The sequence below is a fragment of the Thioclava sp. JE_KL1 genome (assembly GCF_009296265.1).
In the GTDB taxonomy this organism is placed as follows: domain Bacteria; phylum Pseudomonadota; class Alphaproteobacteria; order Rhodobacterales; family Rhodobacteraceae; genus Thioclava.
The window spans coordinates 79,480-94,791 of record NZ_WBJS01000008.1; the positions used below are offsets into that span (position 1 = coordinate 79,480).

Genomic DNA, 15,312 nt, shown 5'->3' on the forward strand with positions numbered 1-15,312 from the left:
GATGGCCGCACGCACTGCCCCGTTTTCCCGTTTCGAGTTCATGATCGCATGGCGCTATCTGCGCGCGCGCCGCGCCGAAGGTGGCGTCTCGGTCATGACATGGATTTCCCTGATCGGCATCGCGCTTGGCGTCGCCGCCCTGATCGCGACGCTCGCCGTGCGCGCGGGCTTCCGCGCCGAGTTCGTCTCGACCATCGTCGGCTCGAACCCGCAGATCACCGTCTATTCCGCACCGATGGAAGTGGCCGAAGGCTCGGGCGTCTATTCCAAGCTGATCCGCGACTATGCCGAGCGCACCGATCGGATCAAGGCGATCCCCGGCGTGGTCAGCGCGGCCCCGGCGGTACGCGGACAGGCGATGGTCAGCTTCGGCGACCGCTCCAACGTGGCGGATGTCTACGGGCTCGCGCTGTCGGACCTGAAGAACATCCCCAATATCGCGCATTCCGACGACGCGCAGGGCGATATCGACAATTACGGTGAAGGCATAGCGATCGGCATCGGGATGGCGCGCGATCTGGGCGTGACGGTGGGCGACACGGTCAAGGTGATCTCGCCCAACGGGGCCAAGACGCCGTCCGGCACGAGCCCGCGGGTGAACGCCTACAAGATCTCGTATGTGTTCTCGGCCGGGCGCTACGACATCGACCAGACCCGGCTTTATATGCCGTTCAAGGAGGCGCAGAGCTTCTTCAACCGCGAGGGCGGGGTGGATGAGATCGACGTCGACGTGGCCGATCCCGAAGGTATCGCCGAATGGGAGCCCGCGATCATGGATGCCAGTGGCAAGGGCACGCTCTTGTGGACGTGGAAGGACGCGTCCTCGAGCTTCCTGCGCGCGCTCTCGGTCGAGGATAACGTGATGTTCATCATCCTCTCGATTCTCGTGCTGATCGCCTCGATGAATATCACCTCGGGGCTGATCATGCTGGTGAAGAACAAGGGGCGCGATATCGGCATTCTTCGCACGATGGGGCTTAGCGAGGGTTCGATCCTGCGGGTCTTCTTCCTCTGCGGGGCCTTCACCGGGGTGATCGGGACGCTTGCCGGTCTGGGGATCGGGGTGCTGTTCGCGGTCAATATCGACCATGTCATGGGCTTCGTGAACTGGCTCAATGGCGGCGATGCCTGGGACCCGTCGATCCGCGGCATCTATCATCTACCCGCGAAGTTGCAGCCCTGGGACGTGACCAAGGCGGTGGCGCTGTCGCTGACGCTGAGCTTCATCGTGACCATCTTCCCGGCGCGCCGTGCTGCGCGCATGAACCCGGTGGAGGCGCTGCGCTATGAATGACGTGCTGATCTGCGAACAGTTGGAAAAGTGCTACAACCGGGGCAAGCCGAACGAGATCACGGTGCTCAAAGGTCTCGATCTGACGATTCCGAAAGGGCAGGTCGTGGCGCTGGTCGCGCCCTCGGGCGCGGGGAAATCGACGCTTCTGCATATCGCGGGGCTGCTGGACACGCCCGATTCCGGTCGGGTTCTGATTGATGGCGAGGACCTGACCGGTGCGCGCGATGGCAAGCGCACGGCGGCGCGGCGCGAGAAGCTGGGCTTCGTCTACCAGTTTCACCACCTGCTGCCGGAGTTCTCGGCGGTCGAGAATATCGTGCTGCCGCAGCTGGCCAATGGCGTCAGCCGCAAGGCCGCCGAAGAGCGGGCCAAAGATCTTCTGAGCCGCGTCGGTATGGCGGGCCGGATGGATCACCGCCCCTCGGCGCTGTCGGGAGGCGAGCAGCAGCGTGTGGCGTTCTGCCGGGCGCTCGCGAACGGGCCGAGCCTGTTGCTGGCCGACGAGCCCACGGGCAACCTCGACCCGGCTACGTCTGACACCGTGTTCGACGTGCTGATGGGGCTGGTGCGCGAGACGGGCCTGTCGGCGCTGATCGCGACGCATAACATGGAGCTCGCCGCCAAGATGGACCGCGTGTTGCATCTGGATAATGGCGCGCTGGAGGAGGGGATATGATCGTCTACGGGATTTCGACCTGCGACACGGTGCGTAAGGCGCGCAAGGCGCTGGAAGCGGCCGGACGCGACGTGGCGTTCCGCGACGTGCGGGCCGAGCCTTTGACCGGGGCTGAGGTCGCGGAATTCGAGGCGGCTTTCGGCGACAAGATCGTCAACCGCGCCTCCACGACGTGGCGCAACCTGCCCGAAAGCGAGCGCGAAAAGTCCGTCGCCGATCTGCTGGGCGAACATCCCGCGCTGATGAAGCGCCCGGTGATCCGCGAGGGCGACAAGCTGACGCTGGGCTGGGCGAAGGCCACGCAGGCCGAGTGGCTCTGAGCGGGCACCCCTTCGTCATAGGCCGAGACAGAAAAACGGCGCGCATCCCGCGATGCGCGCCGTTTCAAATCCTTACCGTCCGATCCTAAGATCAGAGCAGGACCAGATCCGATGCCGAGGAGCGGCCGTCGCGACCCGACTGCAGCTCATATTGGATCTTCTGATTGTCATCGAGCCCCTTGAGACCCGCACGCTCGACAGCAGAGATGTGCACGAACACGTCCTTGCCGCCTTCGTCAGGCGCAATGAAGCCGTAACCCTTGGTAGAATTGAACCATTTCACGGTGCCAGTGGCCATTACCGTCTTCTCCTTCGTAGTCTCCCGGCGCGATATTGCGTCCGGGCCGTGCAGCCAGTCTCTTTCGGGTCTTCCGGCTGCCTTTTTCAGAAGCGAGGCGGTAGGAAAGTCTGTAACACACGCATATTCAAGTCTCTCCGAGAATTGCGAAAATGCAATGACATTCCATGAGGGGCGTAAGCCCCTCACAGGTCTGTGAAAATTCGAGATAGGTCGTTGAATTGGCGATTATTCGCGCAAGTCGGGCGGCGTCGATTCGGTGATCAGCTGCGCCACGATCTCGTCGATCGCCACCGTGGAGGTGCGGGTATCACCGAGCTTGCGGACCGACACGGTGCGCTCCTCGACCTCTTTCATCCCGATCGCGAAGATATAGGGGACCTTGCCGAGCGAGTGCTCGCGGACCTTGTAGTTGATCTTCTCGTTGCGGGTGTCGGCCTCGGCGCGGATACCGGCGGCGCGCAGCTTCGACGTCACTTCCAGCACGAAATCGTCGGCGTCCGAGACGATCGACGCCACGACCACCTGACGCGGCGCGAGCCAGAGCGGCATCTTGCCGGCGAAGTTCTCGATCAGCATGCCGATGAAGCGCTCGAACGAGCCGAGCACCGCGCGGTGCAGCATCACGGGGCGGTGGCGCTCGCCATCGGAGCCCACGAATTCCGCATCCAGCCGCTCGGGCAGGTTGGTGTCGACCTGCAGCGTGCCGCATTGCCAGTCGCGCCCGATCGCGTCGGTGAGCACGAATTCCAGCTTCGGTCCGTAGAACGCGCCTTCGCCTTCGAATATCTCGTAGTCGTAACCGGCGGCTTTGCAGGCATTGCCGAGCGCGGCTTCGGTGTAATCCCAGCTCTCATCGCTACCGATGCGCTTCTCGGGGCGCGTCGACAGCTTGATGCGCCAGTCGGTGAAGCCGAGATCGTCATAGATCCCCGAGAGGAACTTGATGAATTTCTCGGTTTCTGCCTCGATCTGATCCTCGGTGCAGAAGATATGCGCGTCGTCCTGCGTGAAGCCGCGCACGCGCATGATCCCGTGCAGCGCGCCCGAGGGTTCGTAGCGCGCGCAGGAGCCGAACTCGGCCATGCGCAGGGGCAGGTCGCGATAGGATTTGACGCCCTGATTGAAGATCTGGACGTGGCAGGGGCAGTTCATCGGCTTGAGCGCGTTGACCGTCTTTTCGCGCGCATGATCCTCGTCGACTTCGACGATGAACATGTTCTCCTGATAGTTCTCCCAGTGGCCCGAGGCTTCCCAGAGCTTGCGGTTCACCACCTGCGGCGTGTTCACTTCGACATAGCCGTCATCGCGCTGCTTGCGGCGCATGTAGTCCTGCAGCGCGGTGTAGATGGTCCAGCCGTTCGGGTGCCAGAAGATCTGGCCCGGCGCCTCTTCCTGCATGTGGAACAGGTCCATCTCGCGTCCGAGCTTGCGGTGGTCGCGCTTGGCGGCTTCCTCCATCATCGTGACCCAGGCGTTGAGGTCCTTCTTGGTCTTGAAGGCCACGCCATAGATGCGCTGCAGCATCGGACGCGAGCTGTCGCCCAGCCAATAGGCGCCCGCGACATGGGTCAGCTTGAACGCATCCGCCGGAACCTGACCGGTATGCTGCAGGTGCGGGCCACGGCAGAGATCCTGCCAGTTGCCGTGCCAATACATCCGGATGTCCTCGCCTTGCGGAATCCGGTTGATCAGCTCGACCTTGTAGGGCTCTTCCGTCGCCAGATAGTGGTCGATCGCGTGTTTGCGGCTCCAGACCTCGGTCTTGATGGCGTCGCGCGCGTTGATGATCTCGCGCATCTTCTTCTCGATCGCGCCGAGGTCTTCGGGCGTGAAGGGCTCTTCGCGGTCGAAGTCGTAGAACCAGCCATTGTCGCGGACCGGGCCGATCGTGACCTTCACGCCGGGATAAAGCTCCTGCACGGCGCGGGCCATGATATGGGCAAGGTCGTGGCGGATCAGCTCCAGCGCGGGGCCGTCATCCTGCATCGTGTTGATGGCGATCTGCGCGTCTTCCTGGATCGGCCATTGCAGATCCCAATGCGCGCCATTGACCTGCGCGGAGATCGCTTTCTTCGCCAGCGACGGTGCGATCGAGGCGGCCACTTCGGCCGGCGTCACGCCCGCGTCGTAGTCGCGCGAATTGCCATCGGGAAAGGTGAGGGAGATCTGGGACATGTCGTCCTCCTCGTCGGTTTGGCGCCCACGGAACGCCCGGTTGCGGGATATATGCTTCCCGAGCCTTTTGCGCGGCTCGCGCGCGGCTGTCAATGGCTTGGGGCTGGGGGAGGTGTCGCAGGGGGGCTCCGCCCCCGCGCTGACGCGCTCCCCCGGGATATTTCGGCCAAGCCGAAGCTGAAAGCGTTGTGCGCGTTCGTGTTGGCAAAAATATCCCGGGGGTGAGGTGCGCAGCACCGAGGGGGCAGAGCCCCCATGGCCATGAGCCAAGAAAAAGGCGCCGCGCGGGCGCCTCTCGCTTACATCTTGTTGAGCTTGCTCTGCAGATCGGCGAGCTGTTTCTTGATCGAGTCCAACTCGCCGCGATCATCGCCGTCATCGGGCGCGGGGCCGGACGAGCCTGCCGTGCCCCAGCCGGCCATCATGTTCTGCAAGAAGGCCTGTTGCTGCGCCTGCAGCGCCTCGAAGCCCGGCATCGAGGCCATGGGATTCGGCATCTTGTTCATGTTCTCGAGCATATGCGAGTGCCCCTCGCGCAGCATCTCGAAGCTGGCTGCGAGGAATTGCGGCACCACCGATTGCGCAGCCCCCGTATAGGAGCGCACCAGATCGGTCAGCACGTCGACCGGCAGGACATTCTCGCCGCGGCTTTCGTGCTCGGCCACGATCTGCAGCAGATATTGCCGCGTCAGGTCGTCGCCCGATTTCAGATCGACAATCTGCACCTCGCGCCCGTCGCGGATGAATTTCGCGATGTCTTCGAGCGTCACGTAATCGCTGGTCTCGGTGTTGTAGAGACGGCGGCTGGCGTAACGCTTGATCAGCAAGGGCTTTTCGTCTTCGGCCATGTGATGCGATCCTCCCCGGATTGTGCTTGTGCAGCGATTGTGTGACGCCGCGCTGCCAAAAGCAATAAAAGAAAAAGGGCGCGCCACGAGGGCGCGCCCGAGATACGCGAGGCCGACTGGGAGGAGGAAGCCGGTGCCCGCGGTGAATTCTTACTTCGCAGCCGCCGTGGCTTTCTTCGTCGCAGCGGTCATGTCGGCAGTCGCCTTCTTGACGTTTGCGGAGGCTTCTTCCGACATGTCCTTGCCGGCAGCCATCATCAGCTCGACGGTGTCCATCTGAACCTTTTTCGCGATTTCAGCGAAAGCGGCCATGTTTTCGGCAGCCATCTCGGCCGAAGCCGACGCGAAGTCGCTCATCGCCTTGGCGTAATCGGCGGGCTCTTCCTTGGTTTTGGTCAGGTCGCCCATCTTGTCGATGGTGCCCTTGGTCCATTTGGTCGAGATTTCGGTCGACTTGCCGGCAGCTTCAAGCGCCACCTGCGACATCTTCTCGCCCAGAGCCGCTTGCGATTTGAAAGCGTCTTGGAATTTCGAGGTGTCGACGGGGAAGGACGCCATCATGTCCTGCATGATCTTGGTGTAGTCTTGGGTCTTAGCCATGTGAATGCTCCGTTGGGTTGGGGCCCGTGGTCTGGAACGTTGGCGGGGCCCTTTGGGTTACGCAACGTATATACATGCTGCGGCGCAGCATTTCAAGAGAAGAATTGCTGCGCCGCAGAAATTTTCAACCCAAACGGGAAAGTTATATCTTAACTATTTCTTTTACATAAGTGCCGGGCGCATCAGCCAAAACCGGGTGATCTGCATCGCCGGGCTGGCGTGCGGGCACCATCGCGCCGGACTTCTTGGCCAGCCATTCGCCCCAGCGCGGCCACCAGCTGCCCTCGTGGAACTCCGCCTGCGCTTTCCATTCGTTGGGATTCGCGACCGGCGCCTCAGAGGTGTAGTGGCCGTATTTCTTCTTGCTGGGCGGGTTCACGATCCCGGCGATATGGCCCGACTGCGACAGGATGAAGGTCTTGTCCTTCGATCCCATCTTCGCGACCCCGTTGAACGAGGCGACCCAGGGCGCGATGTGGTCGGTCTCGCAGGCGATCGCCATCAGCGGCACGTTCACGTCCGAGACCTTGACCGTCTCGCCCAACACCTCGAAGCCGTCGCGCGCGAAGCGGTCCTTCTGGCAGAGCCCGCGCAGATACTCGACCGCCATCTTGCCCGGCAGGTTCGTCGAGTCGCCGTTCCAGAACAGCAGGTCGAAGGCGGGGGGGGATTCCCCCATCATGTAGCTGCGGATCGCGGGCCGGTAGATCAGGTCGTTCGAGCGCAGGTAGGAGAAGGTGCGCGACATGAAGTAGCTGTCGAGCACCCCGTCGGCCTTGCATTGCCGCTCGATCCCGTCGACGAAATCGTCCTGCAGGAAGACCGCGAATTCGCCCTGATCCGAGAAATCGGTGAGTGTGGTGAAGAAGGTGGCCGAGTTGATCGACTTGTCCTTGCGCTTGTTCAGAAGGCCCAGCGTCAGCGATAGCGTGGTGCCCGCGATGCAATAGCCGACCGCGTTGACCTTCTTCTCGCCGGTGATCTTCTTCACCTCGTCGATCGCGGTCAGATAGCCTTCCTGCACGTAGTCATCCATGCCGACATCGGCATAGCTCTGATCGGGGTTCTTCCAGCTCACCACGAAGAGGGTGAAGCCCTGATCGACGATCCAGCGGATCAGCGAGTTCTGCGGCTTCAGGTCCATGATGTAGAAGCGGTTGATCCAGGGCGGGAAGATCACCAGCGGGGTCTTGTGAACCTTTTCGGTGGTCGGCGTGTACTGGATGAGCTCGAACAGACGGTTGCGATAGACCACCGCGCCCTCGGCGGTGCCGATATTCTCGCCCACGGTGAAGGCGTCCTTGTCGGCCAGCGTCACCAGCAGATCGCCGCGGTTCGCCTCGATGTCGCGCACGAGGTTCTCGAGCCCTTTCACGAGGCTCTCGCCCTCAGTCTCGATCGCCTTCTCCAGCGCGTCGGGGTTGGTGGCGAGGAAATTCGTGGGCGCCATCAGGTCGATGATCTGGCGCGAGAAGTAGTTCAGTCGCTGACGGTCCACCGGATCGAGATCGTCGAGCTTGTCGACCGCCTCTTTCACGCCTTTGGCTGCGATCAGATACTGCTGTTTGATGTAGTTGAAATAGGGGTGGCTGTCCCAGAGCGGATTGGCGAAGCGCGGGTCGGAGGGGCCGGGATCTTCCGGCGGGCGGAACGCGCCCTTGGCGAGTGCCTCCTGCGCTTCGAGGTAATGCTTCATCGCCTGACCCCAGTAATTCACCTGGGCTTCGAGGATTTTCGAGGGCTTTTCGAGCCACTCGTTCATCATGGCGGCAGAGGACGTCATGTAGAGATCGGCGCCGGGGCCTTCGAGGGCCGGGTTCATCGGTCGCTTATGGGCGATCGCATCGACCATGCGCTCGGTCAGTTCTTCGATGCGGGCGAGGTTGTCCTGCATCTTCTGCGATGCAGCAATTTTGTCCGTCTCCTCGGTTGTCATAAATGATATTCCTCCCTATCCTCTGCACCAGCATAATATCGCCGCAGTCTTGGGGTAAAGCGGCGTTTCCATTGCCGAGTGAGTGCGTGGCCCGCCCCGAGGAGTTGTATATGAAAACGATCATGTCCTACGACCTGATGGAGACCTTCAGGAACACGAACGAGTGGATGGGCGCCTCGGCGCGCGCCATGGCGTCCTACCCGGTCTGGGGGCTCGCCCCGCATCCGATGTTCAAGATCATGTCGGCCTGGGGCCGCGTGACGGAGCGCTCGTTCGCACGGATGGTGATCAAGCCCGACTGGGGCATCCATTCGATCGCGGCCGAAGACGGGCGCGATCACCTCGTCGAGGTCGAGACCGTGCTCGACAAGCCCTTCGGCAGCCTCGTGCATTTCAACGTCCATGGCCGCGAGCCGATGGAGCGGCGCATCCTGCTGGTCGCGCCGATGTCGGGCCATTACGCGACGCTGCTGCGTTCGACCGTGGCCTCGCTGCTGCCCGATGCGGATGTGTGGGTGACCGATTGGCATAATGCGCGCGACATCCCCGTCTCTGAGGGCAAGTTCGATATCGAGGACTACACCCTCTACCTTGTCGATTTCATGAAGAAGATGGGCCCTGACTGCAACGTGATCGCCGTGTGTCAGCCGGCACCGCTCGCGCTGGCCGCGACCGCCTATCTGGCAGCCGAAGACCCGGCCGCGCAGCCGCGCACGCTGACCCTGATCGGCGGGCCGATCGATCCCGACGCGAAGGCGACCGAGGTCACCGATTTCGGGCGTCGCGTCACGATGGGGCAGCTCGAGCAGATGGTGATCCAGCGCGTCGGCTTCAAATACAAGGGTGCGGGCCGTCTGGTCTATCCGGGCCTGATGCAGCTCGCCTCGTTCATCTCGATGAACATGGACAAGCACGCGCAAGCCTTCCAGGAGAAGATCTGGAGCGAGGCGCAGGGCGAAGGCTCCGAGCATGACAAGCATTACCGCTTCTATGACGAGTATCTCGCGGTGATGGATATGACGGCGGAGTTCTACCTCTCGACGGTGGAGCGCATCTTCAAGGGCCTCGAGATCGCCCAGAACCGCTTCGAGGTCGGCGGCAAGATGGTCGATATCTCGAAGATCACCAAGGTCGCGGTGAAGACCGTGGAGGGCGAGAAGGACGACATCTCCGCCCCCGGTCAATGCGTCGCCGCCCTCGACCTGTGCTCGGGCGTGCCGGATTCGATGAAGCAACAGCACCTCGAACCCGGCGCAGGCCATTACGGCATCTTCGCAGGGTCGCATTGGCGCAACAACATCCGCCCGCTGGTCCTCGATTTCATCGACGAGAACGCCGACAACCCCGCGCCCGGGAAGGGGAAACCCGCGACGGTCACCCCGATCCGCAAGAAGAAGGTGAAGACGGCCGAGGCGGGGTGATCTCACTCCACGCGAGAGTTTTAGGAAAGCGCTGCTTCGGCAGCGCTTTTTTATTCGCGACTTCGCCATCGCTTTGACGGGTTTCGGCGCATGATCGGAAAATCACTTTGATTTTTTGAGACCGAGATTATGGACGCATTGTTTTTCCCCGTTATACTGCTTCTCCTCCTCTTAGTTGCGATCGTAAAATCCCCCCGTTTCAAGGGGTTCATCGGAGAGGCGTACGTCAGCAAAGGACTTAAGAAACTGGCTGAAGAAGGTGACATGCATCTCTTCGATGATGTGACCCTGCCCGTGAAGGACGGGACGACGCAGATCGATCATGTCCTCATATCGCGCAGCGGCGTGTTCGTGATCGAGACCAAGAACATGAGCGGTTGGATATTCGGTGCCGAGAGGCAATCTCAGTGGACGCAGGTTCTCTATAAGAAAAAGACCAAGTTTCAGAATCCGCTGCGGCAAAACTACAAGCACATCAAAGCGATCGAAGAGTGTCTTGGTGTAGATGGCAGCAAGGTTCAGGGGGCTATCGTCTTCGTTGGTGGGGCGGTCCCGAAAACCGATTTTCCTTCCAGCGTTTACTGGCGGCGGAACTCGATGCTCGACTTTCTGAAGGCTCCCCACCAGGTGATACTCACGGAGAGCGAGGTTGAGGCGCTATGTCAGGCGTTGGAAAGCCAGCGGTTCGAGCGGGGTTTGAGGACCACGCAGCAGCACATCAAGAACGTCAGGAGTGCGCAAGTCGAAGCGCAGGCTTCGACAGATGCGTGCCCGCGATGCGGATCCGCGATGGTCGAGCGCCGTAGCAAGAAAACGAATGACGTCTTCCTGGGCTGCACGAATTTCCCGAAATGCCGTGGGACCCGGAAAGTCGAAGCGTCCAAAGTTGTTGCGTTCTCACGCCAACAATAACGGTGCCTCCAGCCAGTCGCGCAGGTTCTGGGTGATCTTCTCGGGTTGCTCGAGCGGGCTGAGGTGGCCTGCGCCGAGGATCAGGCGGAATTCGGCGTGCGGCATCAGCTCGGCGAGGAATTCGTGGCGGCGGGGCGGGCAGATCTTGTCGTATTCGCCGCACATCAGCAGCGCGCGGGTTTTCGTGGCGCGCAGCGTGCGTTGCAGGTCGGGGCGGCGCATCAGGGCGCGCGATTGCGCCTCGAACGTGTCGGCGCCCAAGCCTGCCGCCATTTCCAGCATCATCGCCTGAATCTCGGCGCGGCCGGGACCGGGAGCAAGGCTCTCGGCGGGGATTTCTTCCAGCATCATCTCGTCGAGCCGCCCGGTGAGCGCCTTCACGATCCGAGTCTCGCGCGCGGCGGCGATCTGCGGCATCTCGGGCAGGGGAGAGACGTCGAGCAGCGCGACCTGGCTCACGCGGTCGGGCGCGCGGCGCAAGATCTCGATTGCGACCACCGCGCCCAGCCAATGCCCGACCAGCGCGAATTGCGGCGGGGCTTCGTCGAGCACGGTCTGCGCCATCTCCTCGATCGTCGCGCCACGCAGCCGCGCCACCATCACCGAGCGCTCGGAGGACAGTTCCTGCAGCGGGTGCCAGAACAGCCGTGCGTCGCACATGAATCCGGGTAGAAAGACCAGCGGGTCGCTTGGCATCGCTCGAAACCTCAATCGCGGCGCGTTTTCGCGCTTCTCGCGTCGAGTGTGCCGCAAGGGCCGAGGTCAAGCAAATCGAAATGCCGCAAGCAGCGGATCACAGCCGGGCGAGCACCTCCGCCAGCGCGGTCTCGATCAGCGCGAGGCAATCGGGGTCCGAGAAGCGGTGATCGGCGCCCTTCACAAGTGTCAGGCGCATATCCTCGCCCTCGGCATGCTCCAGCAGCCGGATCGCGGTCTCGGTGCTGACGGCCTCGTCGGCGGTGCCTTGCAAAAAGCGCGTGGGGAAGGGCAGCGCCAGCGGGCTGCGCAGTACCAGCCGTTCGCGGCCCTCGTTGATCAGGCGGCGCGTGATGACATAGGGCTCGCCGTAATCGGACGGGATCGCGATGGAGCCTTCGCTCTCCAGCTTGTGCCGGGTTTCCTTGTCGAAGCTCGCCCAATAGCCGTCCTCGGTGAAATCGGGGGCGGCGGCGATGGTGACGAGGCCTGCGACTTTCTCGGGGTGTTCGCGCGACATCAGGAGCGAGATCCAGCCGCCCATCGAGGAGCCCACGAGGATCTGCGGGCCTTCGGTCTTGGCCATGATCACGTCGCGCGCATCCTCGAACCAGTCGCCGATCGCGCCGTCCTCGAATTCCCCGTCCGAGACACCGTGGCCGGAATAGTCGAAGCGCAGGAAGGCGCGGCCTTCGCGCTTGGCCCAGTCCTCGAGCGCCAGCGCCTTCGTGCCTTCCATGTCGGATTTGAACCCGCCGAGGAACACCACGCCCGGCCCTTTGCCCGGCGTCAGATTATAGGCGATGCGGCGGCCTTCTTGGGTCTCGAAATACTCGGTCATCTGCGCTCCCTGCGATCTGTTCGCGCCCAGCCTATCGGGCGGCGCGGGTGGCCTCAACCTGTCCGCTTGCGCTCAGTGCGCGGGCTTTTCCTTGCCGGTGATGGCGCGGTAGATCGGCTGGATGATCCGGGTGACGACGGGGATCAGGACCAGACCGTAGATCAGCCCGAAGATGCCGTCGAAGAACGCGGTGACGGCCCAGCTGACGAAGCCTTCAGCGGTGCCTGCCGCATGGGCGGCGGCCTCGGCTTGATGGTGAATCCAGTCGTAGGGCGCGTGCCAGCCAAGCTCTGCCAGACCGTGCAGCACGATATTGCCGCCGACCCAGATCATCGCGGCGGTGCCGACGATCATCAGCAGTTGCATCAATCTGGGCATCACATGCACGATGCCACGCCCGAGTGCGCGCGTAGGTCCGAGCTTACCATTTTCTGCCAGCCAGAGCCCCGCATCATCGGCTTTCACGATCAGAGCGACCGAGCCATAGACCACCACCGTCACGCCGATCCCGATGATCGCGAGCGCGATCGCCTCCATCCAGATCGGCTGGCCCGAGGGCAGGGCGGCGAGGCCGATGGTCATGATCTCGGCGGAGAGGATGAAATCGGTCTTTACCGCGGCTTTGACGCGCTTTTCCTCGAGATGGTCGGCGGTTTCTGCCGCGACGTGGCCCTCGGCATCGGGCTCATGCGGTTTGAACAGGTGATAGACCTTCTCCGCGCCCTCGAAACACAGGTAAGAGCCGCCCAGCATCAGCAAGGGTGTGATCAGCCACGGCGCGAAGGCGGACAGCAGCAGCGCCGCTGGCAGCAGGAAGATCAGCTTGTTCTTGATCGAACCGAGTGCGATTTTCCCCACGATCGGCAATTCGCGGGCGGGCTTGAAGCCGTGGACATATTTCGGTGTCACCGCCGCATCGTCGATCAGCGCGCCAGCCGCCTTAGAGCCCGCCTTGGCCGCCTGACCTGCCGCGTCGTCGATGGAGGTCGCCGCCACCTTGGCGATCCCCGCCACGTCATCCAGCAATGCCAGCAAGCCACTCATCGCAAACCCTTTCCCAATCACGCCCGCGTGAGCCTAGGGCGCGTCTCCCCAAGCCACAAGCGCGAAGACTTGTTCCCGAATTCTTTCCGGGCGGACATGAAAAAGGCGCCCGAAGGCGCCTTGATCGGAATTGTTCGCGAGGCTTACAGCCCCAGCTTCTGCGCGACGATCTGGTTGACCGCCTTGGGGTTGGCCTTGCCGCCCGAGGCCTTGATGACCTGACCGACGAACCAGCCCGCGAGCTTCGGGTTCGCCTTGGCCTTCTCGACCTGCTCGGGGTTCGCAGCAATCACCTCGTCCACGGCGGCCTCGATGGCGCCGGTATCGGTGACCTGAATCATGCCGCGCTCTTCCACGATCTTCTCGGGGTCGCCGCCTTCGGTATAGACGATCTCGAAGAGGTCCTTGGCGATCTTGCCCGAGATCTTGTCGGACTTGATCAGCCGGATGATCGCGCCTAGCTGCGCGGCATCGACCGGGCTCGACGTGATGTCGTGATCTTCCTTCTTCAAGCGGCCGAACAGCTCGTTGATGACCCAGTTCGCGGCGAGCTTGCCGTCACCGGCCTCGGCCACCACAGCCTCGAAGTAATCCGCGTTCTCGACCTCTGCGGTCAGCACCGAGGCGTCATATTCCGACAGGCCCAGCTCCTTGACGAAACGCGCCTTCTTCTCGTCGGGCAACTCCGGCATGGACGCGCCGATATCGTCGACCCAGGCCTGCTCGATTTCCAGCGGCAGCAGGTCGGGGCAGGGGAAGTAGCGGTAATCATGCGCTTCTTCCTTCGAACGCATCGAGCGCGTCTCGCCCTTGTCGGGATCGTAGAGGCGGGTTTCCTGCACCACTTCGCCGCCGTCTTCGACGATGGCGATCTGGCGACGGGCCTCGTATTCGATGGCCTGCTGAATGAAGCGCATCGAGTTCATGTTCTTGATCTCGCAGCGGGTGCCCAGATGCGAGAAATCCTGCGTTTCCTGATATTTCTCGTAAGCGCCCGGCTTGCAGATCGAGACGTTAACGTCGGCGCGCAGGTTGCCGTTCTGCATGTTGCCGTCGCAGGTACCCAAGTAACGCAGGATCTGGCGCAGCTTGCCGACATAGGCGGCCGCTTCCTCGGGGCCGCGGATGTCGGGGCGCGAGACGATCTCCATCAGCGCGACACCGGTGCGGTTGAGGTCCACGAAGGACATATGCGGGTCCATGTCGTGGATCGACTTGCCCGCGTCCTGCTCGAGGTGGATGCGTTCGATGCGGACCTTTCGGGCGACGCCCGGGCCCATATCGACGATGATTTCGCCCTCGCCCACGATGGGGTGGTAGAGCTGGCTGATCTGGTAGCCCTGCGGCAAGTCCGGGTAGAAATAGTTCTTCCGGTCGAAGGCCGAGCGCAGGTTGATATCGGCCTTGAGGCCGAGGCCCGTGCGCACCGCCTGCTCCACGCAGAACTCGTTGATCACCGGCAGCATCCCCGGCATCGCCGCGTCGACGAAGGCCACGTTGGAGTTCGGCTCTGCGCCGAACTTGGTCGAGGCGCCCGAGAACAGCTTGGCTTTCGAGGCCACCTGGGCGTGGACTTCAAGCCCGATCACCAGCTCCCAATCCGAATTGGCACCGGCAATGACCTTGGGTTCGGGGGCTTGGAATTCGAGATGGTCGAGCATGTCCACATCCTGTCAGTAAAGGCTTGGGCAAGCTTCTAGGACAGGGCAGGGGCGGGAGCAAGAGGGCGACCGCCCCGGATTGGGGATCAGACCACCGGCACCCCATAGGATTCGAAAATCGCCCCAAGGCGATCGAGCGGCGGCGTGGCCTCTCGTGGCAGGTAGGCGCGACGCCCGTCGCGCAGCGTGACCATGCATTCGTCGCCCGCAAGCTTGCGCCGCCGCAGCCGCGCCGAGTCGATCTGCGCAAGCGGGAACGTGCCCAGTTGCCGCCCGTTGCGATAGACCTCCATTCGCGCAGGCGTGATCCGCAGCAGCCCCGAGCGGTTGCGCATCAGCTTGTACAAAGTGAGGGCGAGATAGATCCACGCGGCGACATGAATCCAAGTCGTCGCGGTCAGTTTCATTGCGCCGTAAAGCAGCGCCATCCCGAAGGCGAGGGCGAGATAGCCTCCCGCCCGGCGGGCTTGGTGTCGGTATTCAAATTCATTGTCGTCCATGGTCGAGCCCATCCGCGAAATTGCGTAACGCCCGCAAGGCGCGGGCGTCCGCGTTTCGTAGCGCGAGAACCCGGCACGGATGGGCCG

The 15,312-nt window shown here is 62.6% G+C and carries 15 protein-coding genes; 5 read left to right on the top strand and 10 right to left on the bottom strand.

All coding sequences use genetic code 11. The annotated features are described in order from the left end of the window. Position 1: 1 nt before the first annotated feature. From F8R15_RS16275 to F8R15_RS16285, 3 genes are read left to right on the top strand one after another with little or no spacing between them, the layout of a single operon-like run. Entirely contained in the window at positions 2 to 1,294 is a 1,293-nt protein-coding gene (locus F8R15_RS16275; RefSeq protein WP_152845295.1) for a lipoprotein-releasing ABC transporter permease subunit, read from the top strand. After that, the gene (locus tag F8R15_RS16280) at positions 1,287 to 1,970 is read left to right on the top strand and encodes an ABC transporter ATP-binding protein (protein ID WP_078606113.1); all 684 of its coding nucleotides are present in this window, start codon (positions 1,287 to 1,289) and stop codon (positions 1,968 to 1,970) included. The genes F8R15_RS16275 and F8R15_RS16280 overlap by 8 nt, the downstream gene beginning before the upstream one ends. Continuing rightward, entirely contained in the window at positions 1,967 to 2,290 is a 324-nt protein-coding gene (locus F8R15_RS16285; RefSeq protein WP_152845296.1) for an arsenate reductase family protein, read from the top strand. The genes F8R15_RS16280 and F8R15_RS16285 overlap by 4 nt, the downstream gene beginning before the upstream one ends. A gap of 91 nt (positions 2,291 to 2,381) precedes the next feature. On the opposite strand, the gene F8R15_RS16290 is transcribed toward F8R15_RS16285, so the two are convergent. From F8R15_RS16290 to phaC, 5 genes are all read right to left on the bottom strand, one after another. Beyond that, complete coding sequence (locus F8R15_RS16290) at positions 2,382 to 2,588, bottom strand: cold-shock protein (RefSeq protein ID WP_075775516.1); 207 nt, start codon at positions 2,586 to 2,588, stop codon at positions 2,382 to 2,384. Positions 2,589 to 2,816: 228 nt separating this feature from the next. Then, positions 2,817 to 4,766 (bottom strand): threonine--tRNA ligase, encoded by a 1,950-nt coding sequence (thrS, locus tag F8R15_RS16295; RefSeq protein ID WP_152845297.1) that lies wholly within the window; start codon positions 4,764 to 4,766, stop codon positions 2,817 to 2,819. Between the two features lie 299 nt (positions 4,767 to 5,065). Next, positions 5,066 to 5,614: a polyhydroxyalkanoate synthesis repressor PhaR gene (phaR, locus tag F8R15_RS16300; protein ID WP_078522837.1), complete on the bottom strand. Its 549-nt coding sequence runs from the start codon at positions 5,612 to 5,614 to the stop codon at positions 5,066 to 5,068. A 150-nt stretch (positions 5,615 to 5,764) separates the two neighbouring features. Continuing rightward, entirely contained in the window at positions 5,765 to 6,214 is a 450-nt protein-coding gene (locus tag F8R15_RS16305; protein ID WP_078542726.1) for a phasin, PhaP, read from the bottom strand. Positions 6,215 to 6,356: 142 nt separating this feature from the next. After that, positions 6,357 to 8,150: a class I poly(R)-hydroxyalkanoic acid synthase gene (phaC, locus tag F8R15_RS16310; protein ID WP_078522835.1), complete on the bottom strand. Its 1,794-nt coding sequence runs from the start codon at positions 8,148 to 8,150 to the stop codon at positions 6,357 to 6,359. A 110-nt stretch (positions 8,151 to 8,260) separates the two neighbouring features. Here phaC and phaZ point away from each other — a divergent pair, with 110 nt between their 5' ends. Both phaZ and F8R15_RS16320 read left to right on the top strand, forming a co-directional pair. Beyond that, on the top strand, positions 8,261 to 9,571 hold the full coding sequence (gene phaZ, locus F8R15_RS16315; protein ID WP_078542728.1) for a polyhydroxyalkanoate depolymerase: 1,311 nt from the start codon (positions 8,261 to 8,263) through the stop codon (positions 9,569 to 9,571). 129 nt (positions 9,572 to 9,700) lie between these two features. Further along, a complete protein-coding gene (locus F8R15_RS16320) occupies positions 9,701 to 10,483 on the top strand; it encodes an NERD domain-containing protein (RefSeq protein ID WP_152845298.1) in 783 nt (260 codons plus the stop codon). Here F8R15_RS16320 and F8R15_RS16325 read toward each other — a convergent pair. The 5 genes from F8R15_RS16325 to F8R15_RS16345 all read right to left on the bottom strand — a co-directional run bounded on the left by F8R15_RS16325 (position 10,469) and on the right by F8R15_RS16345 (position 15,225). Beyond that, complete coding sequence (locus F8R15_RS16325) at positions 10,469 to 11,179, bottom strand: alpha/beta fold hydrolase (RefSeq protein ID WP_152845299.1); 711 nt, start codon at positions 11,177 to 11,179, stop codon at positions 10,469 to 10,471. The genes F8R15_RS16320 and F8R15_RS16325 overlap by 15 nt on opposite strands. A 97-nt stretch (positions 11,180 to 11,276) precedes the next feature. Next, positions 11,277 to 12,020 (bottom strand): carboxylesterase, encoded by a 744-nt coding sequence (locus F8R15_RS16330; protein ID WP_152845300.1) that lies wholly within the window; start codon positions 12,018 to 12,020, stop codon positions 11,277 to 11,279. 72 nt (positions 12,021 to 12,092) lie between these two features. Beyond that, positions 12,093 to 13,064, bottom strand: coding sequence for a DUF808 domain-containing protein (locus tag F8R15_RS16335; protein ID WP_152845301.1), 972 nt, complete (start codon positions 13,062 to 13,064; stop codon positions 12,093 to 12,095). Between the two features lie 143 nt (positions 13,065 to 13,207). Next, positions 13,208 to 14,725, bottom strand: a complete 1,518-nt coding sequence (gene gatB, locus F8R15_RS16340) for an Asp-tRNA(Asn)/Glu-tRNA(Gln) amidotransferase subunit GatB (RefSeq protein WP_152845302.1) — start codon at positions 14,723 to 14,725, stop codon at positions 13,208 to 13,210. Positions 14,726 to 14,811: 86 nt separating this feature from the next. Next, complete coding sequence (locus F8R15_RS16345; protein ID WP_152845303.1) at positions 14,812 to 15,225, bottom strand: hypothetical protein; 414 nt, start codon at positions 15,223 to 15,225, stop codon at positions 14,812 to 14,814. Positions 15,226 to 15,312 lie beyond the last annotated feature (87 nt).